29 protein-coding genes are annotated in these 26683 nt (G+C 64.6%); 21 read left to right on the plus strand and 8 right to left on the minus strand.

The features are described 5' to 3' along the window. The first annotated feature begins 107 nt into the window (after positions 1 to 107). Together HUI96_RS03815 and HUI96_RS03820 are read left to right on the plus strand one after the other, a co-directional pair. Entirely contained in the window at positions 108 to 965 is an 858-nt protein-coding gene (locus HUI96_RS03815) for a DMT family transporter (protein ID WP_188253324.1), read from the plus strand. 119 nt (positions 966 to 1084) lie between these two features. After that, positions 1085 to 1978, plus strand: coding sequence for a fructose bisphosphate aldolase (locus HUI96_RS03820; RefSeq protein WP_188253325.1), 894 nt, complete (start codon positions 1085 to 1087; stop codon positions 1976 to 1978). A gap of 25 nt (positions 1979 to 2003) precedes the next feature. Here HUI96_RS03820 and serA read toward each other — a convergent pair whose 3' ends face one another. From serA to leuD, 4 genes are all read right to left on the minus strand, one after another. Further along, a complete protein-coding gene (gene serA, locus HUI96_RS03825; RefSeq protein WP_188253326.1) occupies positions 2004 to 3602 on the minus strand; it encodes a phosphoglycerate dehydrogenase in 1599 nt (532 codons plus the stop codon). A 192-nt stretch (positions 3603 to 3794) separates the two neighbouring features. After that, positions 3795 to 4970 (minus strand): phosphoserine transaminase, encoded by a 1176-nt coding sequence (locus HUI96_RS03830; RefSeq protein WP_188253327.1) that lies wholly within the window; start codon positions 4968 to 4970, stop codon positions 3795 to 3797. A 158-nt stretch (positions 4971 to 5128) separates the two neighbouring features. Next, on the minus strand, positions 5129 to 5512 hold the full coding sequence (locus HUI96_RS03835) for a RidA family protein (protein WP_188253328.1): 384 nt from the start codon (positions 5510 to 5512) through the stop codon (positions 5129 to 5131). 97 nt (positions 5513 to 5609) lie between these two features. Next, positions 5610 to 6215 (minus strand): 3-isopropylmalate dehydratase small subunit, encoded by a 606-nt coding sequence (gene leuD / locus HUI96_RS03840; protein WP_188253329.1) that lies wholly within the window; start codon positions 6213 to 6215, stop codon positions 5610 to 5612. A gap of 157 nt (positions 6216 to 6372) precedes the next feature. On the opposite strand from leuD, the gene HUI96_RS03845 reads away from it, so the two are divergent. The 10 genes from HUI96_RS03845 (at position 6373) to nagA (ending at position 15891) form a co-directional block, all read left to right on the plus strand. Beyond that, positions 6373 to 6705: a YkvA family protein gene (locus tag HUI96_RS03845; protein WP_188253330.1), complete on the plus strand. Its 333-nt coding sequence runs from the start codon at positions 6373 to 6375 to the stop codon at positions 6703 to 6705. Between the two features lie 303 nt (positions 6706 to 7008). Beyond that, complete coding sequence (locus HUI96_RS03850; RefSeq protein WP_188253697.1) at positions 7009 to 7512, plus strand: invasion associated locus B family protein; 504 nt, start codon at positions 7009 to 7011, stop codon at positions 7510 to 7512. Between the two features lie 271 nt (positions 7513 to 7783). Then, on the plus strand, positions 7784 to 9016 hold the full coding sequence (gene rlmN, locus HUI96_RS03855) for a 23S rRNA (adenine(2503)-C(2))-methyltransferase RlmN (RefSeq protein ID WP_188253331.1): 1233 nt from the start codon (positions 7784 to 7786) through the stop codon (positions 9014 to 9016). 163 nt (positions 9017 to 9179) lie between these two features. After that, on the plus strand, positions 9180 to 9833 hold the full coding sequence (gene fsa, locus HUI96_RS03860) for a fructose-6-phosphate aldolase (RefSeq protein ID WP_188253332.1): 654 nt from the start codon (positions 9180 to 9182) through the stop codon (positions 9831 to 9833). Between the two features lie 117 nt (positions 9834 to 9950). Continuing rightward, on the plus strand, positions 9951 to 10859 hold the full coding sequence (locus HUI96_RS03865; protein ID WP_188253333.1) for a DMT family transporter: 909 nt from the start codon (positions 9951 to 9953) through the stop codon (positions 10857 to 10859). 112 nt (positions 10860 to 10971) lie between these two features. Continuing rightward, positions 10972 to 11145, plus strand: coding sequence for a hypothetical protein (locus HUI96_RS03870; RefSeq protein WP_188253334.1), 174 nt, complete (start codon positions 10972 to 10974; stop codon positions 11143 to 11145). Beyond that, positions 11142 to 12596, plus strand: coding sequence for a GMC oxidoreductase (locus HUI96_RS03875; protein ID WP_188253335.1), 1455 nt, complete (start codon positions 11142 to 11144; stop codon positions 12594 to 12596). The genes HUI96_RS03870 and HUI96_RS03875 overlap by 4 nt, the downstream gene beginning before the upstream one ends. Positions 12597 to 12791: 195 nt before the next feature. Then, positions 12792 to 13673, plus strand: a complete 882-nt coding sequence (locus tag HUI96_RS03880) for an N-acetylglucosamine kinase (RefSeq protein ID WP_188253336.1) — start codon at positions 12792 to 12794, stop codon at positions 13671 to 13673. Positions 13674 to 13723: 50 nt separating this feature from the next. Continuing rightward, a complete protein-coding gene (locus HUI96_RS03885) occupies positions 13724 to 14734 on the plus strand; it encodes an SIS domain-containing protein (protein WP_188253698.1) in 1011 nt (336 codons plus the stop codon). Then, positions 14731 to 15891, plus strand: coding sequence for an N-acetylglucosamine-6-phosphate deacetylase (gene nagA, locus HUI96_RS03890; RefSeq protein WP_188253337.1), 1161 nt, complete (start codon positions 14731 to 14733; stop codon positions 15889 to 15891). Before HUI96_RS03885 ends, nagA begins: the two co-directional genes overlap by 4 nt. A gap of 240 nt (positions 15892 to 16131) precedes the next feature. On the opposite strand, the gene rpe is transcribed toward nagA, so the two are convergent. Together rpe and HUI96_RS03900 are read right to left on the minus strand one after the other, a co-directional pair. Then, positions 16132 to 16812, minus strand: a complete 681-nt coding sequence (rpe, locus tag HUI96_RS03895; RefSeq protein WP_188253338.1) for a ribulose-phosphate 3-epimerase — start codon at positions 16810 to 16812, stop codon at positions 16132 to 16134. Between the two features lie 8 nt (positions 16813 to 16820). Beyond that, positions 16821 to 18332: an L-piperidine-6-carboxylate dehydrogenase gene (locus tag HUI96_RS03900; RefSeq protein ID WP_188253339.1), complete on the minus strand. Its 1512-nt coding sequence runs from the start codon at positions 18330 to 18332 to the stop codon at positions 16821 to 16823. Positions 18333 to 18581: 249 nt separating this feature from the next. Between HUI96_RS03900 and HUI96_RS03905 the strand changes: the two genes are divergently transcribed. Further along, positions 18582 to 19397, plus strand: a complete 816-nt coding sequence (locus tag HUI96_RS03905) for a sterol desaturase family protein (protein ID WP_188253340.1) — start codon at positions 18582 to 18584, stop codon at positions 19395 to 19397. Here HUI96_RS03905 and argB read toward each other — a convergent pair. Further along, positions 19384 to 20274: an acetylglutamate kinase gene (gene argB, locus HUI96_RS03910; protein ID WP_188253341.1), complete on the minus strand. Its 891-nt coding sequence runs from the start codon at positions 20272 to 20274 to the stop codon at positions 19384 to 19386. The genes HUI96_RS03905 and argB overlap by 14 nt on opposite strands. 150 nt (positions 20275 to 20424) lie before the next feature. On the opposite strand from argB, the gene ruvC reads away from it, so the two are divergent. The 5 genes from ruvC (at position 20425) to ruvB (ending at position 23433) form a co-directional block, all read left to right on the plus strand. Then, positions 20425 to 20937, plus strand: coding sequence for a crossover junction endodeoxyribonuclease RuvC (ruvC, locus tag HUI96_RS03915; protein WP_188253342.1), 513 nt, complete (start codon positions 20425 to 20427; stop codon positions 20935 to 20937). A 56-nt stretch (positions 20938 to 20993) separates the two neighbouring features. Then, the gene (locus HUI96_RS03920; RefSeq protein WP_188253343.1) at positions 20994 to 21263 is read left to right on the plus strand and encodes an AbrB/MazE/SpoVT family DNA-binding domain-containing protein; all 270 of its coding nucleotides are present in this window, start codon (positions 20994 to 20996) and stop codon (positions 21261 to 21263) included. After that, a complete protein-coding gene (locus HUI96_RS03925) occupies positions 21241 to 21660 on the plus strand; it encodes a PIN domain-containing protein (protein WP_188253344.1) in 420 nt (139 codons plus the stop codon). Before HUI96_RS03920 ends, HUI96_RS03925 begins: the two co-directional genes overlap by 23 nt. After that, positions 21657 to 22277, plus strand: a complete 621-nt coding sequence (gene ruvA / locus HUI96_RS03930) for a Holliday junction branch migration protein RuvA (protein ID WP_188253345.1) — start codon at positions 21657 to 21659, stop codon at positions 22275 to 22277. The genes HUI96_RS03925 and ruvA overlap by 4 nt, the downstream gene beginning before the upstream one ends. Positions 22278 to 22392: 115 nt before the next feature. Further along, a complete protein-coding gene (gene ruvB, locus HUI96_RS03935; RefSeq protein WP_188253346.1) occupies positions 22393 to 23433 on the plus strand; it encodes a Holliday junction branch migration DNA helicase RuvB in 1041 nt (346 codons plus the stop codon). Between the two features lie 54 nt (positions 23434 to 23487). On the opposite strand, the gene HUI96_RS03940 is transcribed toward ruvB, so the two are convergent. Continuing rightward, on the minus strand, positions 23488 to 24738 hold the full coding sequence (locus HUI96_RS03940; RefSeq protein ID WP_188253347.1) for a glycoside hydrolase family 5 protein: 1251 nt from the start codon (positions 24736 to 24738) through the stop codon (positions 23488 to 23490). Positions 24739 to 24788: 50 nt separating this feature from the next. Between HUI96_RS03940 and ybgC the strand changes: the two genes are divergently transcribed. The 3 genes from ybgC (at position 24789) to tolR (ending at position 26681) form a co-directional block, all read left to right on the plus strand. Next, complete coding sequence (ybgC, locus tag HUI96_RS03945) at positions 24789 to 25256, plus strand: tol-pal system-associated acyl-CoA thioesterase (RefSeq protein ID WP_188253348.1); 468 nt, start codon at positions 24789 to 24791, stop codon at positions 25254 to 25256. Between the two features lie 239 nt (positions 25257 to 25495). Further along, a complete protein-coding gene (tolQ, locus tag HUI96_RS03950) occupies positions 25496 to 26212 on the plus strand; it encodes a protein TolQ (protein WP_188253349.1) in 717 nt (238 codons plus the stop codon). Between the two features lie 10 nt (positions 26213 to 26222). Further along, positions 26223 to 26681 carry a protein TolR gene (tolR, locus tag HUI96_RS03955; protein ID WP_188253350.1) on the plus strand — a complete coding sequence of 153 codons (459 nt, stop codon included), beginning with the start codon at positions 26223 to 26225 and terminating at the stop codon, positions 26679 to 26681. Positions 26682 to 26683: the final 2 nt, after the last annotated feature.

Genomic DNA, 26683 nt, shown 5'->3' on the forward strand with positions numbered 1-26683 from the left:
ATAAATTCTCCCGCGCGAAGGCTTACGGCGGCCGAAGCCGCTTACGGCGTTGCTCAGCCTATAAAGAAACTCTACTAGCCAGCCGCAAGCACCGGACCGCCTGCGCGTTGCTCCTGCTTACCACGCTGTTCTGGGCCGGCAATGCGGTAGCCGGCAAGCTGGCTGCCGGCCATATCTCGCCAATGCTGCTCACCGCCATGCGCTGGGCGCTCGCACTCGCCATACTTCTTGCCATCGGCTGGCGGCAGCTCCGAGCCGATGTGCCGGCGCTGAAGCCGAAGCTGCTTTACCTCTTGCTTCTCGGCTTCCTTGGCTTCGCTGTGTTCAACATCGCCCTCTACGGGGCGCTCGTCTACACCACGGCGATCAATGTCAGCATCGAGCAGGGCGCAATCCCGATGCTGATCTTCCTGCTGAATTTTCTGTTCTTCCGTGTCCGGGCGACTGCGCTGCAGCTCTTGGGTCTGCTCATGTCCGTCACGGGTATCCTGCTCACCGCAAGCCACGGCAGCCCGGCCCGACTGCTGCAGTTCGAAGTCAATGTCGGTGACGCGATCATGGTCCTGGGCGTGGTCTCCTACGGTGCCTACACGGTGCTCTTGCGCTACCGTCCCGCTGTGCGCTGGCAGAGCCTGATGATCGTGCTGGTCATGGGCGGCCTGCTGGGTGCGCTGCCGTTCGCTGCTGCCGAGTACCGTTTCGGAGCGCTCGTATGGCCGGATACCTTCGGCTGGGCGATCCTCGCCTATGTCGCGATCTTTCCGTCGATCCTCGCGCAGGTCTTCTTCATCCGCGGCGTCGAGATGATCGGCGCGAACCGCGCAGGACGTTTCGTCAACCTCGTGCCGATCCTTGGCACGCTGCTCTCGATCGTCATCGTTGGCGAGGCGTTCCAGGCTTACCACGCCGTGGCACTGGCCCTGGTGCTCGGGGGGATAGCCCTGCGGAGAGGAAGGCGATGTTGAGATAGCCGGTGCGCCGGACGAAAGTTGATGGCATAATCCCTTCATGGCAAAGTTCCTGATCCGTCAGCTCGACGATGAGGTATCGTCGTCCGCAGCGCCGGCGAAGCGAGGAGATCGAGATGACCAACGCAGAAGCGACGGCGCAGATTTCCAACAAGCCCGGCTTTATCGCGGCCCTTGACCAGAGCGGCGGCTCGACGCCGGGCGCGCTCCGGCTCTACGGCATTCCGGAAACCGCTTACAGCGGCGAGGCCGAGATGTTCCGGCTGGTCCATGAGATGCGGGTGCGCATCATCACAGCCCCAGCCTTCACCGGTGAAAAGATCCTCGCAGCCATCCTCTTCGAGCGCACGATGGACGGGCTGGTCGGCGACACGCCCGTGCCCGCGTACCTGAAACAACGCGGCATCATACCGTTCCTCAAGGTCGACAAGGGGCTGGAGGCCGAACGCGACGGCGTCAGCGTGATGAAACCCATGCCGACGCTGGACGGTTTGCTCGAACGCGCCGTCAAGCTTGGTATCTTCGGCACCAAGATGCGCTCGGTGATCAACCTGCCGTCGAAGGAGGGCATTGCTGCGGTGGTGGCGCAGCAATTCGACGTCGGCGACCAGATCTCCGCTCATGGCCTGATGCCGATCATCGAACCGGAAGTGTCGATCAAGAGCCCGGACAAGGCCGGCGCAGAAGTGATACTCCGCGACGAGATCCTCAAGAAGCTGGATGCCCTGCCGGAAGGCCGCCAGGTGATGCTCAAGCTGACGATCCCGAGCACGCCGGATTTCTATTTGGTATTGGTCGAGCACCCGCGCGTCGCGCGGGTCGTTGCGCTTTCGGGCGGCTACACGCGCGCCGACGCCTGCAAGAAGCTGGCGGAAAACCACGGCATGATCGCGAGCTTCTCGCGGGCGCTCGCCGAGGACCTCCGGCACTCCATGAGCAATGCCGAGTTCGACGCTGCGCTCGCGAAATCCATCGACGAGATTTACCAGGCCTCGACCGTCAAGACCTGAGCGGCCGCGACCAGCCGCCTACTTGCTACGCCGCCCCCACGTCGAACACCAGCGGTTTTGCCGAGCTGATCTTGGGATTGGCCCGTAGCTCCTTGAGCACATCCGGCGGGAAGGGCGCGTCGAGATAGAGCAGCGCGATGGCGTCGCCGCCCGGGCGGTTGCGGCCGAGCTGGAAGTTGGCGATGTTGACGTTGTTCCGGCCGCAGATGGTGCCGAGCAGGCCGATGATGCCCGGAACGTCCGGATTGGTCGTGTAGAGCATGTGCTGGCCGACCTCGGCATCGAGATTGATGCCCTTGATCTGGATGAAGCGCGGCTTGTGGTCGGAGAAGCAGGTCCCGGCGATCGACCGGGTGCGCTTTTCGGACTTCACCGTCAGGCGGATATAGCCGTCGAACACGCCGGACTTGTCGCGCTTGACCTCCGACAGGATTATGCCGCGCTCCTTCGCCATGATCGGCGCGGAGACCATGTTGACGTCGGCGACCTGCGGGCGGATGAGGCCAGCAAGCGCGGCGCTGATCAGCGCCCTCGTGTTCATCGCGGCGGTCGAGCCGTCGAACAGGATCTCCACCTCCTTGATGGCGTCCTCGGTCACCTGTCCGACGAAGGCGCCGAGCACCTCCGCCAGCTTGATGAAGGGTTTTAGCCGCGGCGCTTCCTCGGCGGTGATCGAGGGCATGTTGATTGCGTTCGAGACCGCGCCCTTGACCAGGTAGTCGGACATCTGCTCGGCGATCTGCAGGGCGACGTTCTCCTGCGCCTCCGTGGTCGAGGCGCCGAGATGCGGCGTGGTCACCACATTCTCCAAGCCGAACAGCGGGCTTTCCGTCGCCGGCTCGACCTCGAACACGTCGATGCCGGCACCCCCCACCTTGCCGCTTTTCAGCGCCGCCACCAGATCGCTCTCGACGATAAGGCCGCCGCGGGCGCAATTGATGATGCGCACGCCGTCCTTCATCTTGGCGATGGCGGTGGCATCGATGAGATTGCGCGTCCGGTCCGTGAGCGGCGTGTGCAGGGTGATGAAGTCCGAGCGGCCGAAAAGCTCGTCCAGTTCGACCTTCTCCACGCCGAGTTCCGAGGCGCGATCCTCGGACAGGAAGGGATCGTAGGCGATCACGTGCATTTTCAGTCCCACGCCGCGGGTCGCGACGATCGAGCCGATGTTGCCGCAGCCGACCACGCCCAGCGTCTTGCCGGTGATCTCGACGCCCATGAAGCGGTTCTTCTCCCATTTGCCGGCGTGGGTGGAGACATTGGCCTGCGGGATCTGCCGCGCCAGCGCGAACATCAATGCGATCGCATGCTCGGCCGTTGTGATCGAATTGCCGAACGGCGTGTTCATGACGATGATGCCGCGCCGCGAGGCGGCGGGGATGTCGACATTGTCGACGCCGATGCCGGCTCGGCCGATCACCTTGAGGTTGCTGGCGGCGTTGATCAGTTTTTCGGTGACTTTTGTGGCCGAGCGGATGGCGAGGCCGTCATAGCGGTCGATGATCTCGGCCAGCTTCTCCTTGTCCTTGCCGATGTCCGGCAGGTAGTCGACGTCGACGCCGCGGTCCTTGAAGATCTGCACGGCGGTTTCGGAAAGCTTGTCGGAAACGAGTACGCGGGGCATGGGCAAAACCTTTGCGGTTGGCCTACCTCCCCCTTGGGGAGGTCGGTCGCGCAGCGACCGGGTGGGGTACTGGCGGCAGTGCTCGAGCAGATCTTGAGTTGCCGGGTTGCGGATTGTGTTGAGTTGGCGCGGGTGGAGGCGACCCCTTCCGGCCCTTCGGGCCACCCTCCCCTCGAGGGGGAGGGCGGGCGGCTAAGCCGCCGCCTTGAGCGCTGCCTTCTGGCTGGCAAAGGCCCAGTCGAGCCAGGGCGTCAGCCTGTGCAGGTCGTCCGCCTCGACGGTGGCGCCGCTCCAGATGCGCAGGCCAGGTGGGGCGTCGCGATAGCTGGCGATGTCATATGCCACCTTCTCCACCTCCAGCGCCGCCGTGAAGCTCTTCACGAACGCCTGCTGGCCGGCATGATCGAGGCCGGCGACCGCCGGATCGACGAAACGCAGGCAAACGGAGGTGTTCGAGCGCGTCTCTGGAACTTCGGCGAGGAAGTCGACGGCCGTATTGTTCGCCACCCACTCGGCCAGGACCGCTGCATTGGCATCGGCGCGAGCAATGAGGCCGTCGAGGCCGCCGACCGACTTCGCCCATTCGAGCCCGTCGAGATAGTCCTCGACGCAAAGCATCGACGGGGTGTTGATGGTTTCGCCCCGAAAAATGCCTTCGATCAGCTTGCCGCCCGAGGTCAGGCGGAAGATCTTTGGCAGCGGCCAGGCGGGCTTGTAGGATTCCAGCCGCTGGACGGCTCGCGGGCTCAGGATCAGCATGCCGTGCGCGCCCTCACCGCCCAGGACCTTCTGCCAGGAGAAGGTCACTACATCGAGTTTTTGGAAGTCGAGTCGCTGCGCAAAGGCGGCAGACGTCGCATCGCAGATGGTCAGGCCCGCGCGGTCCGCGGGGATGAAGTCGCCATTGGGGACGCGGACGCCCGAGGTGGTGCCGTTCCAGGTGAACACCACGTCGCGATCGAAATCGACCTGATCGAGATCCGGCAACTGGCCGTAGGGTGCTTCGAGGACGCGCACGTCCTCCAGCCTGAGCTGCTTGACCACGTCGGTCACCCAGCCGGCGCCAAAGCTCTCCCAGGCGAGCATGTCGACGCCGCGGGCGCCGAGTAGCGACCACAGCGCCATCTCGACCGCGCCAGTGTCGGAGGCCGGCACGATGCCGATACGGTAGTCTGCCGGTACTTCGAGGACTTCGCGAGTCAGCGCGATCGCCCGTTCAAGCTTGGACTTGCCGAGCTTGGCGCGATGCGAGCGGCCCAAGGCAGCGTCCTTCAGCGCCTCGACCGACCAGCCGGGACGTTTCGAGCAGGGACCTGACGAAAAATGGGGATTAGCCGGACGGACGTCCGGCTTGGAGAGAACAGTCATAATCTACCCTTCCAGATAGCAAGCCCCTCGTTGGGGAGGGGTGGCCCACTGGCGGGAATAACGGAGACGGACTGGATGCGCAAGCGCCGGATCGCATTGCGACCAATAAAGCCGCAAATTGACGAGCCCCGGCAGCGCCGGTCTCCCGGATTATCGGATCAGGCGCTGCGACGGAGCGCCGTGACCTCGATCTCGATCTTCATCTCGGGCTCGGCGAGCCCGCAGACGAGCATCGTCGCGGCGGGGCGGATCTCGCCAAAAGTCTCGCCGAGGATCGGATAGACTTTTGCCACGTGGGCGCGATTGGTGACGTAGTAGTGCGTGCGCACGACGTCGGCCAAGGAGAAGCCGGCCTCGGCCAGCGCTTTGCCGATGGTGGCGAGGCAGTTGCGCGTCTGCTCTTCGACGCTTTCGGGCATGGTCATCGTCGCGTAGTCGTAGCCGGTCGTGCCGGCGACGAAGCACCAGTCGCCCTCGACGACCGCGCGCGAATAGCCGGCGGTCTTTTCGAAGGGCGAGCCGGTGGAAATGAGTCTTCGCATTTCTATCCCCCCGCGGAGTGCGATCAGCGCTGGCCCGCCTCGCCAGCAAGCCGCTCCCGCGCCGCGACACGAGCAGCGTCAGGCCAAGCCCTGGCCCTTAGGCCCAGGGGCGCGAGGTCGCTGCCGTCTGCTCATAGGCGGAGATGGCCGAAGCCTTCTCCAGCGTCAGGCCGATGTCGTCGAGGCCGTTCAGCAGGCAGTGACGCTTGAAGTCGTCGATCGAGAACTTGACCACGCCGCCGTCGGGGCCGCGGATCTCCTCGGCCTCGAGGTCGACAGTCAGAGTCGCATTGGCGCCGCGCGAAGCGTCGTCGAGCAGCTTTTCCAGGTCCTCGGGGCTGACGGTGACCGGCAGGATGCCGTTCTTGAAGCAGTTGTTGTAGAAAATGTCGGCGAAGGAGGTGGAGATCACGCAGCGGATGCCGAAATCGAGCAGCGCCCAGGGCGCGTGCTCGCGGCTCGAGCCGCAGCCGAAATTGTCGCCGGCGACCAGGATCTGCGCATCGCGATATGCCGGCTTGTTGAGCACGAAATCGGGGTTCTCGGAGCCGTCCTCGCGAAAGCGCATCTCGGCGAAAAGACCCTTGCCAAGGCCGGTGCGCTTGATCGTCTTCAGGTAATCCTTCGGAATGATCATGTCGGTGTCGACATTGACGATCGGCAGCGGCGCCGCCACACCGGTGAGCTTGGTGAACTTGTCCATGGTCTTCTTGCCGTTCCGGGAACTCGAAGGCTTCCCCTTACAGGAAGCGCTCCCGATTTCAAAGGCCCGGCGTCCGCCGCGACCCGCCGCCAAAATGCCCGGGCTTGCGGATGGCGGCGATCTTTCCCACATTCTGGTCGAAGGAGGGTCCGCGAGCATGGCGAGATCAGACGAGTCTCAGGAGCAACGCGTGCGCGAAAAGTTCTGGAAGACGGCCAGACGTGCCGCGGCGCAAATTCCATTCATGGATGAAGTCGTCGCGGGCTATTATTGTGCGCTCGACAAGGAGACCCCGCTCAAGACGAAAGGCATCCTGCTTGCAGCCTTGGCCTATTTCGTGCTGCCGACCGACGCCATCCCTGACGTCTTCCTCGGAATCGGTTTTACCGACGACCTCGCGGTTCTGACAGCGGCACTGGCCGCCGTGCGCGCCCACGTGAAGCCGGCACATCGGCTGGCGGCGCAAGAGGCGCTGCGGAACATCTCCTGACATCGTGAGGCTTGTTGCCGCAGCAGGGCGCCAAGCTACACGGAAGCGGGCGCGATGAAAGTTGAAGGGCACCTCTTGTCAGCCCAACTGCTGCCGTTTTTATTGGCTTTTTTCGCTCGAAGGGGCGGTGTGTCGGCGGCTGCCCGGCTGCAGACATATTTTGGCGGCGGTGTAGAAGGGTGAGGCGTTTTGGCGGACGTTCACCGTTTGGTAACCCTGACCAATTCAAACTTTAATGGACGGGCGGGCCTTGCTGGCTCGTTCGCTTCATCCGGCGGACCAAGAACAAGACACGGTGAAATGATGCGCGGATTGTCAGCAGTGGTTTCGGCGCTGGTCCTCGTCGCGGTAGCATCCGCGGCGTTTGCCCAGTCGGCCACGAAGATTGGACAGCACAATGCCTGGGGCACCTACAGCTATCAGGCGGGCAACGGTAAGGTTTGCTACGTGCTGACGGTCCCGACCGACAAGCAGCCGGCGACGCTCGACCATGGCGACATCTTCTTCTTCGTCAGCCAGCGGCCTGGCCAGCAGGTCACCTATGAGCCGCAGTTCATCGCCTCCTACAATTTCCAGGAAAATTCAAAGGTCCAGGTGACGGTCGGCGACAAGACCTTCTCGATGTTCACCAAGGGCAAGTCCGCCTGGGTCGAGAACGCCGCCGAAGAGCCGCTGCTGATCGCGGCGATGAAGGGAGGCGCGGACATGAAAGTCTCCGCCAAGTCCGGGCGTGGCAACCCGACGACTTACGTGTTTTCGCTGAAGGGGATTTCGGCGGCGCTGTCTTCGATCGCGAGTTGCAAGTAGGCGCGACGCCGACGCCCCCTCGCCGCGTTCGTGGGTAAGGGTGAGGGGCACTCTTTAAGCGTTTCCGCCGCCCCTCATCTGCCTGCCGGCATCTTCTCCCCGTGAAGGACGGGGAGAAGACCCGCCGTCCGCGGCGCCCCGTACCTTTCTGCAGAGACGTCCGGCGTGGACCGTGAGAGGCGACGCGATCGCGGTAGGACTGTCGCGCGCAGCCCTGTCATGCTATGCGGCGCCTTCAAACGGACACGCGGCACACCCATATAGCCCAGCCATGACCCTCACGCTCGACCTGACCACGCCAGACGCGCGCGACGCGCGGCGCGGCAAATCCATTCCGGCAGAGAAGCCGTCGCTGATCGGGCTGACCCGCTCCGAGATGGCCGAGGCGCTGGTCTCCGCCGGCATCGTCCCGGAGCGGCAGGCCAAGATGCGCGTGCAGCAGCTCTGGCACTGGCTCTATGTGCGCGGCGTCTCCGACTTCGGCCACATGTTCAACATCTCGAAGGATCTGCGGGCGATGCTCGGCAGGCACTTCACGGTCGCGCGGCCGGAGATAGTCGAGGAGCAGGTCTCGAACGACGGCACGCGCAAGTGGCTGTTCCGGTTTCCGGCGCGCGGCGCGGGTCGTCCGGTGGAGATCGAGACCGTCTACATTCCGGAGGAGGGGCGCGGCACGCTCTGCATCTCGTCCCAGGTCGGCTGCACGCTCACCTGTTCTTTCTGCCATACGGGCACGCAGAAGCTGGTGCGCAATCTCACCACTGAGGAGATTCTGGCGCAGTTGCTCACCGCGCGCGACCGGCTAGGCGACTTCCCCGACCGCGACACGCCCGACGGCGCCATCGTACCGGCGGAGGGCCGAAAAGTCTCCAACATCGTCATGATGGGCATGGGAGAGCCGCTCTACAATTTCGAGGCGGTCAAGAAGGCGCTGCTGATCGCCTCCGACGGCGACGGGCTGTCGCTGTCGAAGCGGCGCATCACGCTGTCGACTTCCGGCGTGGTGCCTGAGATCGCCCGAACGGGGGCGGAGATCGGCGTCATGCTGGCGATTTCGCTGCACGCCACCAACGACGACCTGCGCGACCTGCTCGTGCCGATCAACAAGAAGTATCCGCTCAGGGAATTGATGGCCGCCTGCCGGGCCTATCCGGGCCTCTCCAATGCGCGGCGCATTACCTTCGAATATGTGATGCTGAAGGACGTGAACGACTCGCTCGACGACGCCCGCGCGCTGGTCGCGCTGCTCAAGGGCATCCCGGCCAAGATCAACCTGATCCCGTTCAATCCGTGGCCCGGCACCAACTACCAGTGCTCGGACTGGGAAACCATCGAGCGCTTCGCCGATTTCATCAACAATGCCGGCTTTGCCTCGCCGATCCGCACGCCGCGCGGGCGGGACATCCTGGCTGCCTGCGGCCAGTTGAAGTCGGAGTCGGAGCGCATGCGCAAGACCGAGCGTCTCGCGCTGGAAGCCATGATGATCGCCGGCCACGGCGAGTGATCCGCGAGACCCTCCGCTCGGTATTCGCGTAGGCGACGAAACGCCCTTTGAAGGCCGGCTCCTGATCGCCTAAAAGGCTAGTTGAGGAATTCCGCCGGGGCATCGGCCCCTGCGAAAGACGCGCGACATACGCCGCCGCCACTCAAACCAAAGGATCGATCCAATGAAATTCTTCGTCGACACGGCGGATGTGAAGGAAATCCGCGAACTCAATGAACTCGGGCTTCTGGACGGCGTCACCACCAACCCGTCGCTGATCCTGAAGGCCGGGCGGAACATCGCAGAGGTCACCAAGGAGATCTGCGACATCGTCAATGGCCCGGTCTCGGCCGAGGTGACCGCCACCGAGTATTCGGAAATGATGCGCGAAGCGAAGGTGCTCGCCAGGATCGCCGATAATGTCTGCATCAAGGTGCCGCTGACGCTCGACGGGTTGAAGGCCTGTAAGGCGATCACGTCCGAAGGCCGGCAGGTCAACGTGACGCTCTGCTTCTCCGCCAACCAGGCGCTTCTGGCCGCGAAGGCGGGCGCCTCCTTCATCTCGCCCTTCATCGGACGGGTCGACGACACCGGCATCGACGGCATGGAACTCATCTCCGAGATCCGCACCATCTACGACAACTACGATTTCAAGACCGAGATCCTCGCTGCCTCGATCCGCACCGTCAACCACGTTAAGCAGGCGGCCCTGATCGGAGCGGACGTGGCAACGGTTCCGCCCGCGACCCTGCGGGCGCTGGTGAAGCATCCGCTCACCGACAAGGGGCTCGAGCAGTTCCTGGCGGACTGGGCGAAGACCGGTCAGCAGATCGGCTAAGCTCCAGGTTAGAACTGGCTCTTTCAGACCCGGCCCAAGCTCGCGTTGATGGGCCGGCCGGGCGTGCCTTCTCGCGCGCAAGACCGGCTTTGGCGCATCGGGGGATAGCGGGCGGGAATGGTCGAGCTCTGGATTCCAATCACGGTCGGCGCGGCGTTCCTTCAGAACCTACGCTCGGCCGTCCAGAAGCACCTCAAGGGGGTGATGGGCACGACGGGCGCGACCTTCGTGCGCTTCGGCTTCGGGGTTCCTTTTTCGCTCGCCTTCGTGGCTCTGCTGCATTTCGGCCTGGGACAGAGGCTGCCGACGCCGAACGCGGAATTCTTCCTTTGGGCGGCGCTCGGCGGCGTCGGGCAGATCACCGCCACCTTCCTGCTCATCCATCTCTTCTCGTTTCGGAACTTTGCGGTCGGAACGGCCTATTCCCGTACCGAACCGGCACAGGCCGCCCTGTTCGGCCTGCTGTTCCTGGGAGAGCGGGCCTCGCTCGGGGCTCTGCTTGCCATCGTGATCAGCGTCTTCGGGGTGATGCTGATATCGGTCGCGCATCTCGCCGTCACCGCGCGGACGCTGGTCACCTCGCTGTTTGCCCGCAATGCTCTGATCGGGCTGGCGTCCGGAACCGCCTTCGGCATTTCGGCCGTATCGTACCGGGCCGCCTCTCTGGCGCTCGGCGGGCCGACCTTCATCATGCAGGCAGCGTTCACGCTTCTGGTCGTCATCATCTTCCAGACGGTGCTCATGCTGGCCTGGATAATCCTTCGCGAGCCCGCCGAACTCGGCCGCATCGCACGTGCCTGGAAACCATCCTTGTTCGTCGGGCTCGTGGGGGCCTCCGCCTCCTTCGGCTGGTTTACCGCGATGACCATCCAGCAGGCTGCGGTGGTGAAAGCATTGGCGCAGATCGAGATGATTTTCACCTTCGCCTCGTCGATCTTCTTCTTCCGCGAGAAGATAAACCGCCTGGAAGTGGCAGGCTGCATCCTGATTGTTTGCGGAATATTAACGCTACTTGCAGTCGGATGAGCGGCTGACTGTTCCGCATCTTCCGGGTGGCACGGGATTCGCTCCTCACTGCGGCAAGTGTCCTCGTTTCCAACAGCGAGACACGTCCCGGAATAGAAAATGGAGCACAGGAATGGCCCCGGCCAGGTTTGCCCAAGCTGTTACGCGCCGCAGCATCGTTCAGGTGCTGCTCGCCGTGCCGGCACTCGCGTTGTTTCGACAGCACGCAGCACCCGCGCCGCAGGAGCGGCCCGATGAACTCGTGGAGGTCAACGGCTGGATCCTGAAGCGGAGCGAACTCGCATGATTTTCGAGAATTTCGCGAGTTTCCGCTCGTCCGGCTTCACGCCGACCGTTGTCGTCATCGGTTCGGGGCCGGCCGGCGTCACGATTTCCCGCAAGCTGGCGGCGGCGGGGATTCCGGTTGCGATCCTGGAGGCCGGAGGAGCCGAGTATTCCGACGAGTCTCAGGATTTCTACAGGGGCAAAACCGTCGGCGATCCGTATTTCGACCTCGACGTCACGCGGCTGCGCTATTTCGGCGGCTGCTCGAACCATTGGGCTGGGTGGTGCCGGCTCATGGACGCGGTCGACTTTGAGCCGAAGGCCAGGGTGCCCGACACCGGCTGGCCGATCCGTCGCAGCGATCTCGAGCCCTATCTGGACGAGGTCCACGGCATCCTCGATCTCGTGCCTTTTCGGGACGACGTGCCCATCTCCGAGGACATCCGCTGGGTCCAACTGATCAAGAGCCCGGCGGTGCGCTTTGCCGAGAAATACCGCTCCGAGATCGAGCAGGGCGCCAACATCGCGCTCGTACTCGACAGCTACGCGACAGAACTCCAGGGCGACGGCAGCAAGGTCACCGGCGCGGCGGTCTGGTCTGCCGGCAAGGCGCAGGGCACGCTCGCGGCGGACTATTACGTTCCCTGCACTGGCGGGCTGGAGAATTCGCGGCTGCTCTTGTGGTCGAACGAGCGCTCCAACGGCGGCGTGGTGCCGCATGCCGAGGCGCTCGGCCGCTACTGGATGGAGCATCCGCAGTTCGAAGGCGGGAACGCCATCATGAAGAACCCGGACCAGTTTGAGATGGACGCCGTGTCGGAGGCTTTCTTCTCGCCTTCAGCCGAGGCGATGGAGCGCACCGGCATCATGAATTTCGGAGTCCGCTTCATCCAGATGCCGTATAGCGGCGCCAAGCGGCTGCTGGCAGAACTGGCCTGCGTGGCACCGGAGAGCGCGGAATGGGCGTCCGAATCCGTCGGTAGCCGGCTCCGCTGCGCAGCCCAACTCTATGTCAGTTGGGAACAGGCGCCCCGACGGGAAAACCGCATCGTTCTATCGTCGACCGAGCGCGACAGCCTCGGCATTCCGCGCCTAGAGCTGCACTGGCGCAAGAACGAGATCGAGCACCGCACGCTGCTGGAGGGGCTCCGGCTCTTCGGCAAGACGCTTGCGGAGAAGGACTACGGACGAGTCCGAATCGCCGACTGGATTTTGAACGGGGATCCCTATCCGGCCGACCAGGAGCTTGCCGGGAACCATCACATGGGCGGCACCCGCATGGGCGACGATGTGAAGAAGAGCGTGGTGGACCGCGACCAGAAGGTCCACGGCATGGCCAACCTCTATGTCGGCGGCTCATCCGTGTTCACGACCTCGGGGCAGTGCAACCCCACCACCACGATCGTCGCCCTTAGCGCCCGCCTAGGCGATCATCTGGCGCGGCGGATCGGACAGAGCGCGATGGCACGATGATGCGGCGGCAGTAGGCAGAAGGGGGTAGGCGCCAGCTTTCACCAAATCTTGGTGCCGACTGCCGGCAACCCGAAGCATCCGCTGCCGCGACCGCTTTGACTAATTGCCGCGTCACGCCGATATGGGACGCTAGGTCAGCCCGCGAATCAAGGAATGCGGGCTCCCGAAGCCTCGCGAGAAAGAAGGAGCGCCTGCTTGGATCTGGTAATCGGGATCGATGGCGGGGGGACGAACTGCCGGGCGGCGGTCGCCACGGCGGACGGGACGATCCTCGGACGCGGCAAGAGCGGCCCTGCGAACATCCGCACCGATTTTCCACGTGCACGCGCCAGCATCATCGAAGCGGTAGAGAAGGCGTTTGCCGAGGCGGCGCTCGACGCCGGGCACATTGCATCCACGCCGGCAGTCCTCGGCTTGGCCGGCAGCAATGTCGGCACCTATCGCGAGCAACTGAATGCCGCGCTTCCCTTCTCCGAATTCCAGGTAGAGAGCGATGCCCTGATAGCGCTGGAAGGTGCGCTTGGCGAGGGCAATGGCGCGATCGCCATCCTCGGCACCGGGACGGCCTTCATGGCCCGGCGGGAAGGGGCGGTGCGCTCCGTCGGCGGATGGGGCTTCCTGGTTGGCGACCAGGGCAGCGGCGCCAGGATCGGCCGCGACCTGGTGGAACAGGCGCTGCTTGCCTATGACGGGATTCGCACTGCAACGGATCTCAGCAGGTCCCTGATGGGCGCCTTCCGCGACGATCCAGGCGATGTCGTCGAGTTCACCACCACCGCGAGGCCCGGCGATTTTGCCGCCTATGCGCCGATGGTGTTCGAATACGCGGCAAGGGGCGATGCGCTCGGCCAGGAGATCGTCTCCCGGGCCGTTGCGGACATCGACGCCTCCCTGGATGCGCTCAGGCTCGTCGACGACGAACCGGTGTGCCTGTTGGGAGGACTGGCCGCGCTGCTTTCGCCGAAACTCTCGAGCCGTCATCAGGTCCGGCTACGCCCGCCGCTTCAGGATGCGGTGGGCGGTGCGGTTTCACTTGCCGCGCGCAGGTTCCGTAGCGGGAGAGTCGCAGTCGCCTGATACTACTTGGTGCGTAACCGGGAGTGAGAGGATTGAACGAACCGACCCATATGCGCCGCGAGATCGAGGAAATTCCCGATGCGGTCGCGCGCCTGCTGCAAAAGGGAGAGCCCATCCTTGCAGAGGCCGGAAGGGCTATTCGCAACTATGCTCCAAACCTCGTCGTCAGTGTCGGGCGCGGCTCTTCCGATCACGCCGCTTCCTTCCTGAAATACGCGATCGAACTGACTGCGGGGATCCCTGTCGCCTCCGTCGGTCCCTCGGTCGCGTCCATCTACGGCGCCAATCTCAGGCTGGTCGGCGCGGTCTGCCTTTCGATCTCGCAATCCGGGAAAAGCCCTGACATCCTCTCCATGGTGGCGCAGGCCAAACGGGGTGGCGCGCTCACGGTGTCGCTGACCAATTCGCCGGATTCGCCTCTGGCGAAGTTTTGCGACTACGCCATCGACATACTGGCGGGGCCGGAGCGCAGCGTTGCGGCGACCAAGAGTTTTGTCTGCTCGATCGTGGCCGGTCTCGCCCTGATGGCGCATGCGACCGCCGATGCGGTTCTGCTCGATGCCCTGAAGCGCCTGCCCGATTGCTTCAAGCTGGCACTCGACTGCGACTGGCAGCAATTCGCCGGCTTGCTGGAGGACGACAACTCGGTTTTCATCCTGGGCCGCGGTCCGTCCTATGCACTCGCCAGAGAGGCGGCGCTGAAGCTCAAGGAAACCTGCGGGATCCACGCCGAGGCCTATAGCGCTGCCGAAGTGATGCATGGCCCCTTGGCATTGGTCGGCCCGGGCTTTCCCGTCCTGGCGCTGGCTGCGCGCGACGCATCGGAATGCTCGGTCGCCGAAACAGCGGATGCGCTGGCGGCCAAGGGGGCCGCGGTATTCGCAACGACGCAGCGGCTTACGCGCGCCAATCGCCTTCCCTATGTGGCGGCCGGGCACCCGCTGACCGATCCGCTGCCGCTCATCGTCTCCTTCTATTCGCTGGTCGAGGCGCTGGCCCGCCGACGCGGCAACGATCCCGACAAGCCCCGCAATCTCAGCAAGGTGACGGAGACGCGATGATGGCGAGGTTCGCGCTTGCCGCCCCAAAGATCTTCGACGGAGAGGAGTGGCACGAGGACTCCGCGCTGCTTGTCGCCGACGGGAGTGTGCAGGCGGTGGTCCCGCGCGCCGAACTTGCGGCGGGTACACCCGTCGAGGAGCACGATGGCATGCTGGTGCCGGGCTTCGTCGACCTGCAGGTGAACGGCGGTGGCGGCGTCATGCTGAACGATCGGCAGGACGCCGAGGCGATCCGCACCATCTGCGCCGCCCATGCGCGCTTTGGCACGACCGCGCTGCTGCCGACGCTGATCACCGACAGGCCGGAGGTCACCGGCCGCGCCATCGAGGCGGGCGTGGCGGCCGCTCGGGAGAGGGTGCCAGGGTTCGCAGGGCTGCACCTGGAAGGGCCTCATCTGTCTCTGGCGAGAAAGGGTGCCCACGACCCCGGCCTGATCCGGCCGATGACGCAGACGGGCCAGGACCTCCTGCTTAAGGCGCGGTCGCGTCTGCCGGCGCTGCTCACCACGATCGCGCCCGAATCCGTCTCGCCATCGCAGGTCTCGGCGCTGGCGGCCGCGGGCATTGTGGTCAGCCTCGGCCATTCCGATACGACCTACGAGACGGCCCTTGCCTATGCCGAGGCCGGCGCAACCGTGGCCACCCATCTCTTCAATGCCATGAGCCAGATTGGTAACCGCGAACCAGGGCTGGCCGGCGCGGCGATCGGGTCGGGCAAGCTGTGGGCCGGCCTTATCGCCGACGGCGTGCACGTTCATCCCACCACGATAGACATAGCGCTGCGCGCAAAATCCGGTCCGGCGAAGATTTTTCTCGTCACCGACGCCATGTCCACGATCGGCACCGACATGACGTCGTTCACGCTCAATGGCCGCACCATCCGGCGCGAGAACGGCCGACTCACGCTGGAGGGCGGCACGCTCGCCGGCGCCGATCTCGACATGATCTCCGCCGTGCGGCTGGTGCAACGCGAGGTCGGGGTGAGCCTCGGCGAGGCGCTGCGGATGGCCTCGCTCTATCCCGCGCAGGCGCTCGGCGTCGATGATCGCCATGGGCGACTCCGCCGCGGCAGCCGGGCGGATGTGGTCTGCCTGTCGGCGGGTCTCGATGTGCGGAAGGTGTGGATCGAAGGCGAGCCGGCGTTCGAGGCAGGGTGAGTTCGGACGCACCTTCAACTTGCCTCAAGTGCCGCAAAACAGTCGCCCCCTCTCCGCCTCGCTTCACTCGGCACCTCTCCCCCGCAAAGCGGGGGCGAGGAAAGGCGCCTTGCATAGCGGCCGGCGCTTCCTCGCCCCCTTCAGGGGGAGAGGTGTCGAGGGCGAAGCCCAAGACGGAGAGGGGGGAACTTGCGCCGCTAGGACACTTCTGAGTCAGCCCTAGGGTCGCCTCAACCTCGTCTACGCCGAAACCGCCCTATCCGCCGCAGACCGGATCGCCTCCATATTGGCCCGGTAGGACGTCTCGCTGCCGCCCTTGAACACCGCCGAGCCGGCGACCAGGACATTGGCGCCAGCGGCCGCAACCAGAGCCGCGGTGTCCGGCGCGATGCCGCCGTCCACCTCAATGTCGATGGGGCGGTTGCCCACCAGCGCCTTCACCCGCCTGATCTTCTCCAGCATGCCGGAAATGAAGGCCTGTCCGCCGAAACCCGGATTGACCGTCATCACCAGGACCAGGTCCAGCGTGTCGAGCACATGCTCGATCGCGCTTTCCGGTGTCGCGGGGTTGAGCGAGACACCGGCCTTCTTGCCCAGCCCGCGGATCGACTGAAGCGAGCGGTGCAGGTGTGGGCCTGCCTCGGCATGCACCGTGATGATGTCGGCCCCCGCATCGGCGAAGGCGGCGATGTAGGGATCGGCCGGCGCGATCATCAGGTGGCAGTCGAACACCTTGTCTGTGCGGTTGCGGATCGCCTTCACCACCGGCGGTCCGAAGGTGATGTTGGGGACGAAATGCCCGTCCATCACGTCGAGATGGATCCAGTCGGCGCCGGCGCGCGCCACCGTCTCGACCTCGTCGCCGAGGTTCGAGAAATCCGCCGACAGGATGGACGGAGCAATGATGGTCTTGCCGCTCATGTCTTTGCTCAGTCGATGTCGAAGGACACGCCCTGCGCGAGAGGCAGCGCCTTGGAGTAGTTGATCGTGTTGGTGGCGCGGCGCATGTAGGCCTTCCACGCGTCCGAACCGCTCTCGCGACCGCCGCCGGTCTCCTTCTCGCCGCCGAACGCGCCGCCGATCTCGGCTCCCGAGGTGCCGATGTTGACGTTGGCTATGCCGCAGTCCGACCCCTCGGCGGACAGGAAGCGCTCCGACTCCGATAGGTCGCGGGTGAAGATCGAGGAGGAGAGGCCCGCCCCGACAGCATTGTGCTCGGCGATCACCTCGTCGAAATCGCTGTACTTCATCACGTACAGGATCGGCGCAAAGGTCTCTTCGAGAACCGGGCCGGCCTGGCGCGGCATCTCAACCAGCGCCGGACGGACATAGTAGGCATCGGCGTGCTTGGTTTCGACGCGCTCGCCGCCCGTGACCTTCCCGCCTTCCGAGGCGGCACGGTCGAGCGCCTTGCGCATGCCGTCGAAGGCGGCACGGTCGATCAGCGGTCCGACCAGCGCGTTGGTCTCGAGCGGGCTGCCGACGGTCACCGTCTCGTAGGCCCTGCGAAGGCGCGGCAGCAGGGCGTCGTAGACGCTTTCGTGAACGAAGAGTCGCCTCAACGTCGTGCAGCGCTGGCCCGCCGTTCCCATTGCGCCGAATGCGATCGCACGCAGCGCCATGTCGAGGTCTGCGGAGGGGCAGACGATCCCGCCATTGTTGCCGCCGAGTTCCAGGATCGCGCGTGCGAAACGCTTGGCCAAGCGGGGCGCAACTTCGCGGCCCATGCGCGTCGAGCCGGTGGCGGAGACCAGCGGTACCTTGGGATGGTCGACCAGCACCTCTCCGAGCGCGCGGTCACCCATGAGCACCTTGAGGAGCCCGGCGGGAACGCCGCCGGCCCGCTCGGCCGCGCGCGCGAAGATCGCCGCGCAGGCGAGCGCCGTCAGCGGTGTCTTTTCGGACGGCTTCCAGACGACTGCGTTTCCGCAAACCAGCGCGAGTGCGGCGTTCCAGGACCACACCGCGACCGGGAAATTGAAGGCCGAAATGACGCCGACCACGCCAAGAGGGTGCCAGGTCTCCATCATGCGATGGCCGGGCCGCTCGGTCGCGATGGTCAGGCCGTAGAGTTGCCGCGACAGGCCGACTGCAAAGTCGCAGATGTCGATCATCTCCTGCACTTCGCCAAGGCCCTCCGAGGGGATCTTGCCCACCTCGATGGACACGAGTCGGCCGAGGTCCGCCTTGGCGGCGCGCAGTTCCTCGCCGAGCAGACGGACCAACTCGCCTCTCTTCGGCGCCGGCACGCTGCGCCAGGACCGGAAGGCCTCGTGCGCTTCCTCAATCGCGGACGACGTCTCTGCCGCCGACATGGACGGGATCGCTGCGATCTCCTGCCCCGTCACCGGAGTGCGCACGCTCAGGTCACCACCGCTGATCTGGCTTTTGGAGACGCCGAGCCGCTCAAGCAGTTCCTGCGTTTCGGTCCGAATGTCCATCAAGATCTCCTTTATCTCGCGAGGCGGGATGTTCTGCGATGTCGTGTAATGTCGGCCTCGATCGTTGCCGCCGCTATACCGCGAGCTACGGCGCCGTTTCCACTCAATTCCGCGGCTATGAGCCGGCGCCTTCACGACAAGTCATCTTCAATGTGAGCGGGAACTCGTTTTTCCGCAGCGCGGTGGATGCTATCTATGCCCTTGGGGCACCTGTGGGCGAGTGGACGACACGACACCGTGGCGGAAGCGATGGCCGCAGTTGCTGACTTCCTGGAATTCCTGGTCCCGATCTATACGATCACGCTGGCGCTCTACTTTCTGCTCGGCGTCAGCTTCGACTGGCTGAACAAGCGCAATCCTGGCCGCCGGATCCAGAAGAATCGAAGCAGCGAGAAGCGCAGGGATTGGGAGGTGCGCCAGAGCTTTGCCTCGATTCTGGTCACGTCGACCAGCATATCCCTGGCACTGACTGCCCAGCAGGCCGGATGGGCGCTTCAGCCGTGGCCGCTACATTGGTGGGCGGCGCTGCCGCTGTTCCTGCTCTGCATGTTCCTCTATGACACGTGGTTCTATTTCGGACACCGGCTGATGCATACGCGCTGGCTATTCCGCTTCCACGCCCCGCATCACCGCACCCTGGCACCGACGGTTTGGACCAACGACGCGATCGGCTGCGTCGAAACCTCCATCAGCCAGGGATTCTATGTGGTCGCCGTGTTCCTGGTGCCCTTTCCGCCGGTGATCCTTCTCGCCCACAGGCTGTTCGACCACTTCAACGGCACGATCGGCCATGCTGGCTACGAATATTTCGCCACGCCCGGTGCCCGCTATCCTTCGCCGCTGCTGTGCACCACCTTCCACGACCAGCATCACGAAGAGTTCCGCTACAATTTTGCGAACTACTTCTCGTTCTGGGACCGGCTCATGGGCACGATCGCGCCGACCTATGACCGTCGCGTGAAAAACGTCGAGGACAATGCGGCGCCGCTCAGCCTTTCCAGGGCCGAGCCCGAAGCGGATCCGGCCGGCGCCAGCGTGGTGGTCGGGCCTGTCAGGGGACGATAAGCGTTCCCGCTCCGTGTTCGGTGAACAGCTCCAGCAGGACCGAATGCGGGGTCTTGCCGTTCAGGATAACGACGCCCTCGACGCCGCGTTCGATCGCCTCGATGCAGGTCTCGACCTTCGGGATCATGCCCCCCGAGATCGTGCCGTTCCGGATGAGCTCCCGCGCCTCTTTGACCGAAAGCTCATCGATCAGTTTGCCGTTGCCGTCGAGAACGCCCGGCACATCGGTGAGGAACAGCAGGCGCTTGGCCTCCAACGCCCCGGCGATCGCTCCGGCGAAGGTGTCGGCGTTGATGTTGTAGGTATGGCCGTCGCGGCCCGGAGCTACGGGGGCCAGCACCGGGATCATCTCGGAACGAGCCAGAAGATCCAGCAGGGTGCGATCGACCTCGACGGGTTCCCCGACGAAGCCGAGGTCGAGAACGCGCTCGATGTTCGAATCCGGGTCGGTCACCGTCTTCTTCGCCTTCTCGGCGAAGACCATGTTGCCATCCTTGCCGCAGAGCCCGATCGCCCATTCGCCCTCGGCATTGATCAGCGCGACGATCTCCTTGTTGATGGAGCCGGCCAGTACCATCTCGACGATCTCCACCGTCTTCTGGTCGGTTACCCGCAGGCCGCCCTCGAACTTCGACTCAATGCCCATCTTGGCGAGCATGGCGCCGATCTGCGGGCCGCCGCCATGCACCACGATCGGGTTGACGCCCGACTGCTTGAGCAGCGCGATATCGCGCGCGAATGCCTTGGCCAGCGCGGTGTCGCCCATGGCGTGCCCGCCATACTTCACCACGACGGTCTTGTTCTCGTAGCGCTGCATGTAGGGGAGGGCGGCTGAAAGAAGTTGGGCCTGCGCTTCCGCGGTCTGGGCGATTTCCATGGTCGGGCGAGTCCTCGGCTCGGGGCGTTCGATTTTCGGCCGCGTCTTAGCGGGAAAGAAAGACGCGGGCAAACGTCGGAAGCGGCCGCGTGCCAAGCTTTGTTGCTCGGTCATCTTACGAGCGGTGGGGCGACCCGCTATGGTCCGCCCGTGCAGGAAGCGATTCGAATAGTCGGCATCGACCCGGGTCTCAGGCGAACCGGTTGGGGTTTGGTCGAGACCCGTGGCAACGCTTTGCGGTTCATCGCCTCGGGAACCGTCCGTTCGGACGATAAGGCGTCCCTTGCAGAACGCCTGTGCCAGATCCACGACGGCCTGCGGGCAGTTCTTTCAGCCTATGAGCCTGACGAAGCGGCTGTCGAAGCCACCTTCGTCAACAAGGACGCCACCGCCACCCTCAAGCTTGGGCAAGCCCGCGGCATCGCCATGCTGGTGCCTGCGCAGGCCGGCCTGCCGGTGGCCGAATATGCTCCCAATGCCGTCAAGAAGGCGGTGATCGGCGTCGGTCATGCCGACAAGAAGCAGATCCACATGATGGTGAAGGTGCTTCTGCCCAAGGCGACGTTCGAGGGCGATGACGCGGCCGATGCGCTGGCGATTGCGATCTGCCACGCGCATCACCGGCAGAGCATGACGCGGACGCTGGCTGCCCTGTCGGGTTAGTGCCGTTCTTGACTTGTTCTCCTTTGCCCGGTAGGTAATACCCGAGAGGTATTACCATGCGCGTGACCAGCAAGGGCCAGGTGACGATCCCAAAGGAGATACGGGACCGTTTAGGCATTGGGCCGGGCTCCGAAGTGGATTTCGTGCCGAGCCAGGAGGGCGTGCGCTTGGTCGCGGTAGACGAGGATCCATCGAAGGAAGAGGCTGCCCGTCGATTCAGGGAAGAGCTCGATCGCATGGCCGGAACCTTGGACCTCGGCGGAATGACGGCTGAGGAATATTTCGAGTGGATTAGGGGACCGCGTGACGACCTCGACTCTCGTTGACTCCAACATACTGATCGACGTGTGGGGGCCGCCCGGACCGATGACGGAATGGTCCAGTTCGGTGCTGACTTTCTGTCACGGAGATGGCCCGCTGGTCATCAATGCCATCGTGTGGTCGGAACTGGCGCCGCTGGTTGCCAAGGAGGCTTCGCTCGAGAGGGTCTCGGCCAGACTCGGTTTCGCTCGCGAGGCTTTGCCGTGGAGTGCCGCATTTCTCGCAGGTCTCGCCCATGCGCAGTACCGTCGCAGTGGCGGCTCGCGCGAACGTACCCTTCCCGATTTCCTGATCGGCGCCCATGCTTCGGTCGGGGGCTACCGCCTGCTGACCCGGGACGCCGCCCGATACAGCAGCTACTTCCCCTGGCTGAATCTCATGTCGCCGGAGACTCACCCATGATCGGCAAGCTGAAGGGCGTCGTGGATGAAATCGGGGACGACTCCTGCATCGTCGACGTGCACGGCGTCGGCTATGTTGCCAACTGTTCCACCCGCACGCTTGCCCAGCTTCCCTCCGTCGGAGAAGCCGTGATCCTTTTCATCGAGACCTATGTGCGCGAGGACATGATCCGCCTCTACGGCTTCCGTACGGCGCTGGAGCGGGAATGGTTCCGGCTGCTGATGAACAATGTGCAGGGTGTCGGTGCCAAGGTGGCGCTCGCCGTGCTTTCCACCCTGGAGCCCTCCGATCTCGCCAACGCCATTGCGCTGCGCGACATCGCCACGGTCAGCCGCGCGCCTGGGGTCGGCAAGAAGGTGGCGGAGCGGATCGTCACCGAACTGCGCAATAAGGCGCCGGCCTATGCCGGTGCCGCAACCGGTACGATCGGGCTGAAGCAGGAACTCGGCGAGGGCGTCGCCCCTGCGCCGGTGAGCGATGCGGTGTCTGCGCTTACCAATCTCGGCTATTCGCGCGACATCGCCGCCAATGCCGTCGCGGCGGCGCTCAAGGCTGCGGGGGAGGGCGCGGATTCCGCCAAGCTGATCCGGCTGGGCCTGAAGGAGCTTGCGCGGTGAGAACCGCCGCCATTAGGTCCCGATCAGGTGGCGGGGGAACATGTTGCCGAAATGGAGTTGCTTGCGTGATTGCGGAACCTGCGGACGCGCTCCGTACTGATTTGGGATGGGCGATTTGACCTCCTCCCCACGCCTTATCTCGGCGGAGAAGCGCGGCGAGGACGCCGACGCGACGCTGCGCCCGCAGACGCTCGACGACTTCGTCGGGCAGGCGGCGGCGCGCGCCAACCTGAAAATCTTCATCGAGGCGGCGAAGGCGCGTGGCGAGGCGCTCGACCATGTGCTGTTCGTCGGCCCGCCGGGGCTCGGCAAGACGACGCTCGCCCAGATCATGGCGCGGGAACTCGGGGTCAATTTCCGTTCCACCTCAGGACCTGTCATAGCCAAGGCGGGCGATCTCGCCGCGCTGCTCACCAATCTCGAGGAGCGCGACGTCCTTTTCATCGACGAGATCCACCGGCTCAATCCGGCGGTGGAGGAGATCCTCTATCCGGCGATGGAGGATTTCCAGCTCGACCTGATCATCGGCGAGGGTCCGGCCGCGCGCTCGGTGAAGATCGAGCTTGCAAAATTTACGCTGGTCGCCGCCACGACCCGGCTCGGCCTCCTGACCAATCCGCTGCGCGACCGCTTCGGCATCCCGACCCGGCTGGATTTCTACACGGTCGAGGAACTGGAGCAGATCGTGCGCCGTGGCGCACGCATCCTGCAGATGCCGATGTCCGACGATGGCGCCACCGAGATCGCGCGCCGCGCGCGCGGAACCCCGCGCATTGCTGGGCGGCTGCTCCGCCGCGTGCGCGATTTCGCCAGCGTCGCCGGGGCCGAGCAGGTGTCGCGCGCGATCGCGGACGAGGCGCTGCGGCGGCTCGACGTCGACGCGCTCGGGCTCGACCAACTCGACCGCCGCTATCTTTCGATGATCGCCAGGAATTTCGGTGGCGGCCCGGTGGGGATCGAGACGATCTCGGCCGGTCTGTCGGAGCCGCGTGACGCCATCGAGGACATCATCGAGCCCTATCTGATTCAGCAGGGGTTTATCCAGCGTACGCCGAGGGGCCGGGTGCTGACCGCCAACGCCTGGCGCCATCTCGGCCTGGAGCCGCCGCGCAACGTGGAAGTGCAGCAGGCAAGCTTGTTTCAGGAGGAGGATTGAGCAGCTAAGGGGAGTTGGCAGGAGCCCGTGGTTAGAGACACGCCCGGCGTGCGCTCATGGCAAGCTGCGGATCATATCCAGCACCGCCGACTCGGCCCGCCTTCCCTCGAACTCCTCGACGATCCCGAACGCTCCGCCATAGGACCAGAGAGACCACGCATACCCCCGCTTTTCCGCAAGGCGGATCATCTCGCGGACATAGGCGGCGCGTTGGGCCGCGGGGACGACGTAGTCGTTTCCGTACTCCTGACGGATCATGCCGAACTCGCCCAGCAGGATGTCTTTGGGCTCCATCCCGTGCTTGCGCGCCCACGCGTCGACCGTCTTGAACGGCAGTTCCATCGCCGCCGAAAGCTCTTCCTTCGTGTCCAGCGAAGCGATCAATTCATCGAGATAGGCCTTCATGCCGGTGCGGCGTGTCCAGGGCGCTTCGGCATTGATCACCGTCTTAATCCTGGAAACCGCGGCGTCGAGTTCCTCGCGCGGCACACTGTCGAGCGGGAAGGGTAGGCCGGTTACGTAGCGGATGAAGTCGTCGGCCCAACTCGCGCCCTGATGGGTGAGCAGGAACGGATCGTAGGAATGGAAATCCCACATCAGATTGCTGTCCGGGAAGGCGCCCGGGTCGACTGCGGCGAGGCCCTCCGCCGTGCTCCAGCAGGAGCCGCTGAGGACAAGCGTTAGGCGTGTCGCTGACGAGCGGGCGGCCGCGAACAGGCGCTGCAACCTGTCAGCCCAGGCGTGCGCCTCCTCGCCTTCGCAGCCCATGGTCGGCTCGTTCATGAACTCGAGGGCGACCAGCGAGGGATCTTCCATGGCCAGCGTCCGGGCCGTGCGCCGAAGGATTTCGAGGTAGCGCTCGAACAGTGCGTCGTCGGCGAGTACCTCGCGCGTGCCGATGGTACGGCCTCCGCCGGCCGGCACGAGATGCATGTCGATCACGACCTTCAGCCCCGCGCGATTGACCATCCGCGCCGACTCCAGCACCGAGGCCAGAAGATCGTCTACGAGCGCCTCGGCCCGTTCGGAGAGGAAGGGCGCGGGATCGACAGGCATGCGAACGAAGTCGAAGCCGGCGGCTTTCAGGGCTTCCAGATCGGATGGCTTCAGAAACTTCCGCCATTCCGGATAGGGCAAGAGGGCCTCGCGATCGCCCCACTTCTCCTCCGGCGGCCAGGTCACCCAAATGTCGAGGTTGATGCCGCGCTTGGCCGAGAATTCGGCGGCCAGGCCGGGCTGCGCTGCCGTCACAAGCATCGCTGTGGCGAGCAGCCAGGCCTTGATCATAAGGGTCATCGGTGCCATCCGGTTCGCTCCTGGAGAGGTGTCAGCCCGAACGGCAAAAGGAAAGCGCGATGAGCGATCATGGTGAACAGTCCGAGCTCATGGCGGGGCTTACCGGCCTGCTCAGCGACACGGGGCACCGGCTGGCGGCTCGGGTCTACTATGCCGACACCGATTTTTCGGGGGTGGTCTATCACGCCCGCTATCTGGAGTTCCTGGAGCGGGGCCGCTCCGACTTCCTGCGCCTGGCGGGTGTGCATCACACCGAACTGGCCGACGGCAAACATGGCGAGCGGATCGCGTGGGTCGTGCGGCGCATGGAGATCGATTTCGTCTCGCCGGCGCGCATCGACGACGTGCTGATCGTCGACACAAGGGTGGAAGAGATCTCGGGCGCCCGCATCACAATGGCCCAGACACTCACGCGGAATGGCGAACTGCTGGTCCGGGCGCGCGTGGAAGCGGCAATCATAGGAGAGAACGGCCGCCCGCGGCGGTTCCCGAAGGACTGGATGCCGGCGTTCCTGCCGAACTCCTAGCAGTGCTTGCGAACCTCGCTGCGGCTTGGTTCGTAACCTGTCGTTAACCCTAACGGTCCATGTAGGATTCTACGAAAACTGTAGGGATCGCCACGCCTTTGTTTTACCAAACTTTGTCCTGAAAAGGCCCGCATCGGCACGTTCAGGGCAGGTGTTTGAAACGCTGCGCGGCCAACGACGGAATGCTGCCAGGGGCAGGCGAATGCCGATGCTCCGAGACCTCTAGGGACGTTCTGACCATGGAAAACCTACCTCTCGCCGAGCCGGGCGTGCAGCTGTCGATTTGGGGACTGTTCTGGCAGGCCGGCTGGGTCGTGAAGCTGGTGATGATCGGATTGCTCGGGGCGTCGATCTGGACCTGGGCGATCATAGTCGACAAATCGCTCGCGTTCGCGCGCATGAGGCGGTCGCTCAACCGTTTCGAGCAGGTCTTCTGGTCGGGGCAGTCGCTGGACGAGCTCTATCGCACGCTTTCGGAGCGCAAGCCGACAGGGATGGGTGCGGTCTTCGTCGCGGCGATGCGCGAGTGGAAGAAATCCTTCGAGAAGGGGGCGAAGTCGCCGATCGGCCTGCAGAACCGCATCGACAAGGCCATGGACCTTGCGCTGACCCGCGAGATGGAGCGGCTGGAGGGCCGGCTCGGCTTTCTCGCCACCATCGGCTCCGCCGGCCCGTTCATCGGCCTGTTCGGCACGGTGATCGGCATCATGACCTCCTTCCAGGCCATCGCGGGATCCAAGTCTACCAACCTGGCCGTCGTCGCTCCGGGTATCGCGGAGGCGCTGCTGGCGACCGCCATCGGCCTGCTGGCCGCCATCCCCGCCGTCATCGCCTACAACAAGCTGTCGTCTGACGCGGGCAAGCTCGGCGTACGCATGGAAGGGTTCGCCGACGAGTTCTCGGCCATCCTGTCGCGCCAGATCGATGAAAAAGTGACGCATCAGCGGGCGGCCTGAGGGGTAATCGATGGCAATGTCGGTTGGCACAGCGCGGTCGGGCCGCGGCGGAAGGGGCGGCAGGCGGCGCGGCCGCAGCAGCGGTCTCATGTCCGAGATCAACGTCACGCCCTTCGTCGACGTAATGCTGGTCCTTTTGATCATCTTCATGGTCGCCGCCCCGCTGCTCACGGTGGGCGTGCCGATCGACCTGCCCGAAACGCAGGCCAAGGCGCTCAACACGGAAACGCAGCCGATCACCATTTCGGTCAACGAGGCGGGTGAGATTCACCTGCAGGAGACCGTGATCCCGATCGAGGAGGTCGTGCCGAAGCTGCAGGCCATCGCCAAGACTGGCTATGAGGAACGCATCTTCATCCGCGGCGACAAGACTGCCGACTACGGCACCGTGATGAAGGTGATGGCTCAGATCAGCGCTGCCGGGTTCAAGAACATCGGCCTGGTAAGCCTGCCCGAGCAGGGCACCTGATC

The sequence above is a fragment of the Pseudaminobacter soli (ex Zhang et al. 2022) genome (assembly GCF_014595955.1).
Taxonomy (GTDB): Bacteria; Pseudomonadota; Alphaproteobacteria; order Rhizobiales; family Rhizobiaceae; genus Kumtagia; species Kumtagia pseudosoli.

Excerpts from the sequence above, each read along its gene's own strand:
- HUI96_RS03820 (WP_188253325.1), top strand. The coding sequence starts at position 1,085 with ATGACCAACGCAGAAGCGACGGCGCAGATTTCCAACAAGCCCGGCTTT.
- serA (WP_188253326.1), bottom strand. The coding sequence starts at position 3,602 with ATGCCCCGCGTACTCGTTTCCGACAAGCTTTCCGAAACCGCCGTGCAG.
- HUI96_RS03830 (WP_188253327.1), bottom strand. The coding sequence starts at position 4,970 with ATGACTGTTCTCTCCAAGCCGGACGTCCGTCCGGCTAATCCCCATTTT.
- HUI96_RS03835 (WP_188253328.1), bottom strand. The coding sequence starts at position 5,512 with ATGCGAAGACTCATTTCCACCGGCTCGCCCTTCGAAAAGACCGCCGGC.
- leuD (WP_188253329.1), bottom strand. The coding sequence starts at position 6,215 with ATGGACAAGTTCACCAAGCTCACCGGTGTGGCGGCGCCGCTGCCGATC.
- HUI96_RS03845 (WP_188253330.1), top strand. The coding sequence starts at position 6,373 with ATGGCGAGATCAGACGAGTCTCAGGAGCAACGCGTGCGCGAAAAGTTC.
- HUI96_RS03850 (WP_188253697.1), top strand. The coding sequence starts at position 7,009 with ATGCGCGGATTGTCAGCAGTGGTTTCGGCGCTGGTCCTCGTCGCGGTA.
- rlmN (WP_188253331.1), top strand. The coding sequence starts at position 7,784 with ATGACCCTCACGCTCGACCTGACCACGCCAGACGCGCGCGACGCGCGG.
- fsa (WP_188253332.1), top strand. The coding sequence starts at position 9,180 with ATGAAATTCTTCGTCGACACGGCGGATGTGAAGGAAATCCGCGAACTC.
- HUI96_RS03865 (WP_188253333.1), top strand. The coding sequence starts at position 9,951 with ATGGTCGAGCTCTGGATTCCAATCACGGTCGGCGCGGCGTTCCTTCAG.
- HUI96_RS03870 (WP_188253334.1), top strand. The coding sequence starts at position 10,972 with ATGGCCCCGGCCAGGTTTGCCCAAGCTGTTACGCGCCGCAGCATCGTT.
- HUI96_RS03875 (WP_188253335.1), top strand. The coding sequence starts at position 11,142 with ATGATTTTCGAGAATTTCGCGAGTTTCCGCTCGTCCGGCTTCACGCCG.
- HUI96_RS03885 (WP_188253698.1), top strand. The coding sequence starts at position 13,724 with ATGCGCCGCGAGATCGAGGAAATTCCCGATGCGGTCGCGCGCCTGCTG.
- nagA (WP_188253337.1), top strand. The coding sequence starts at position 14,731 with ATGATGGCGAGGTTCGCGCTTGCCGCCCCAAAGATCTTCGACGGAGAG.
- rpe (WP_188253338.1), bottom strand. The coding sequence starts at position 16,812 with ATGAGCGGCAAGACCATCATTGCTCCGTCCATCCTGTCGGCGGATTTC.
- HUI96_RS03900 (WP_188253339.1), bottom strand. The coding sequence starts at position 18,332 with ATGGACATTCGGACCGAAACGCAGGAACTGCTTGAGCGGCTCGGCGTC.
- HUI96_RS03905 (WP_188253340.1), top strand. The coding sequence starts at position 18,582 with ATGGCCGCAGTTGCTGACTTCCTGGAATTCCTGGTCCCGATCTATACG.
- argB (WP_188253341.1), bottom strand. The coding sequence starts at position 20,274 with ATGGAAATCGCCCAGACCGCGGAAGCGCAGGCCCAACTTCTTTCAGCC.
- HUI96_RS03920 (WP_188253343.1), top strand. The coding sequence starts at position 20,994 with ATGCGCGTGACCAGCAAGGGCCAGGTGACGATCCCAAAGGAGATACGG.
- ruvA (WP_188253345.1), top strand. The coding sequence starts at position 21,657 with ATGATCGGCAAGCTGAAGGGCGTCGTGGATGAAATCGGGGACGACTCC.
- HUI96_RS03940 (WP_188253347.1), bottom strand. The coding sequence starts at position 24,738 with ATGGCACCGATGACCCTTATGATCAAGGCCTGGCTGCTCGCCACAGCG.
- ybgC (WP_188253348.1), top strand. The coding sequence starts at position 24,789 with ATGAGCGATCATGGTGAACAGTCCGAGCTCATGGCGGGGCTTACCGGC.
- tolQ (WP_188253349.1), top strand. The coding sequence starts at position 25,496 with ATGGAAAACCTACCTCTCGCCGAGCCGGGCGTGCAGCTGTCGATTTGG.
- tolR (WP_188253350.1), top strand. The coding sequence starts at position 26,223 with ATGGCAATGTCGGTTGGCACAGCGCGGTCGGGCCGCGGCGGAAGGGGC.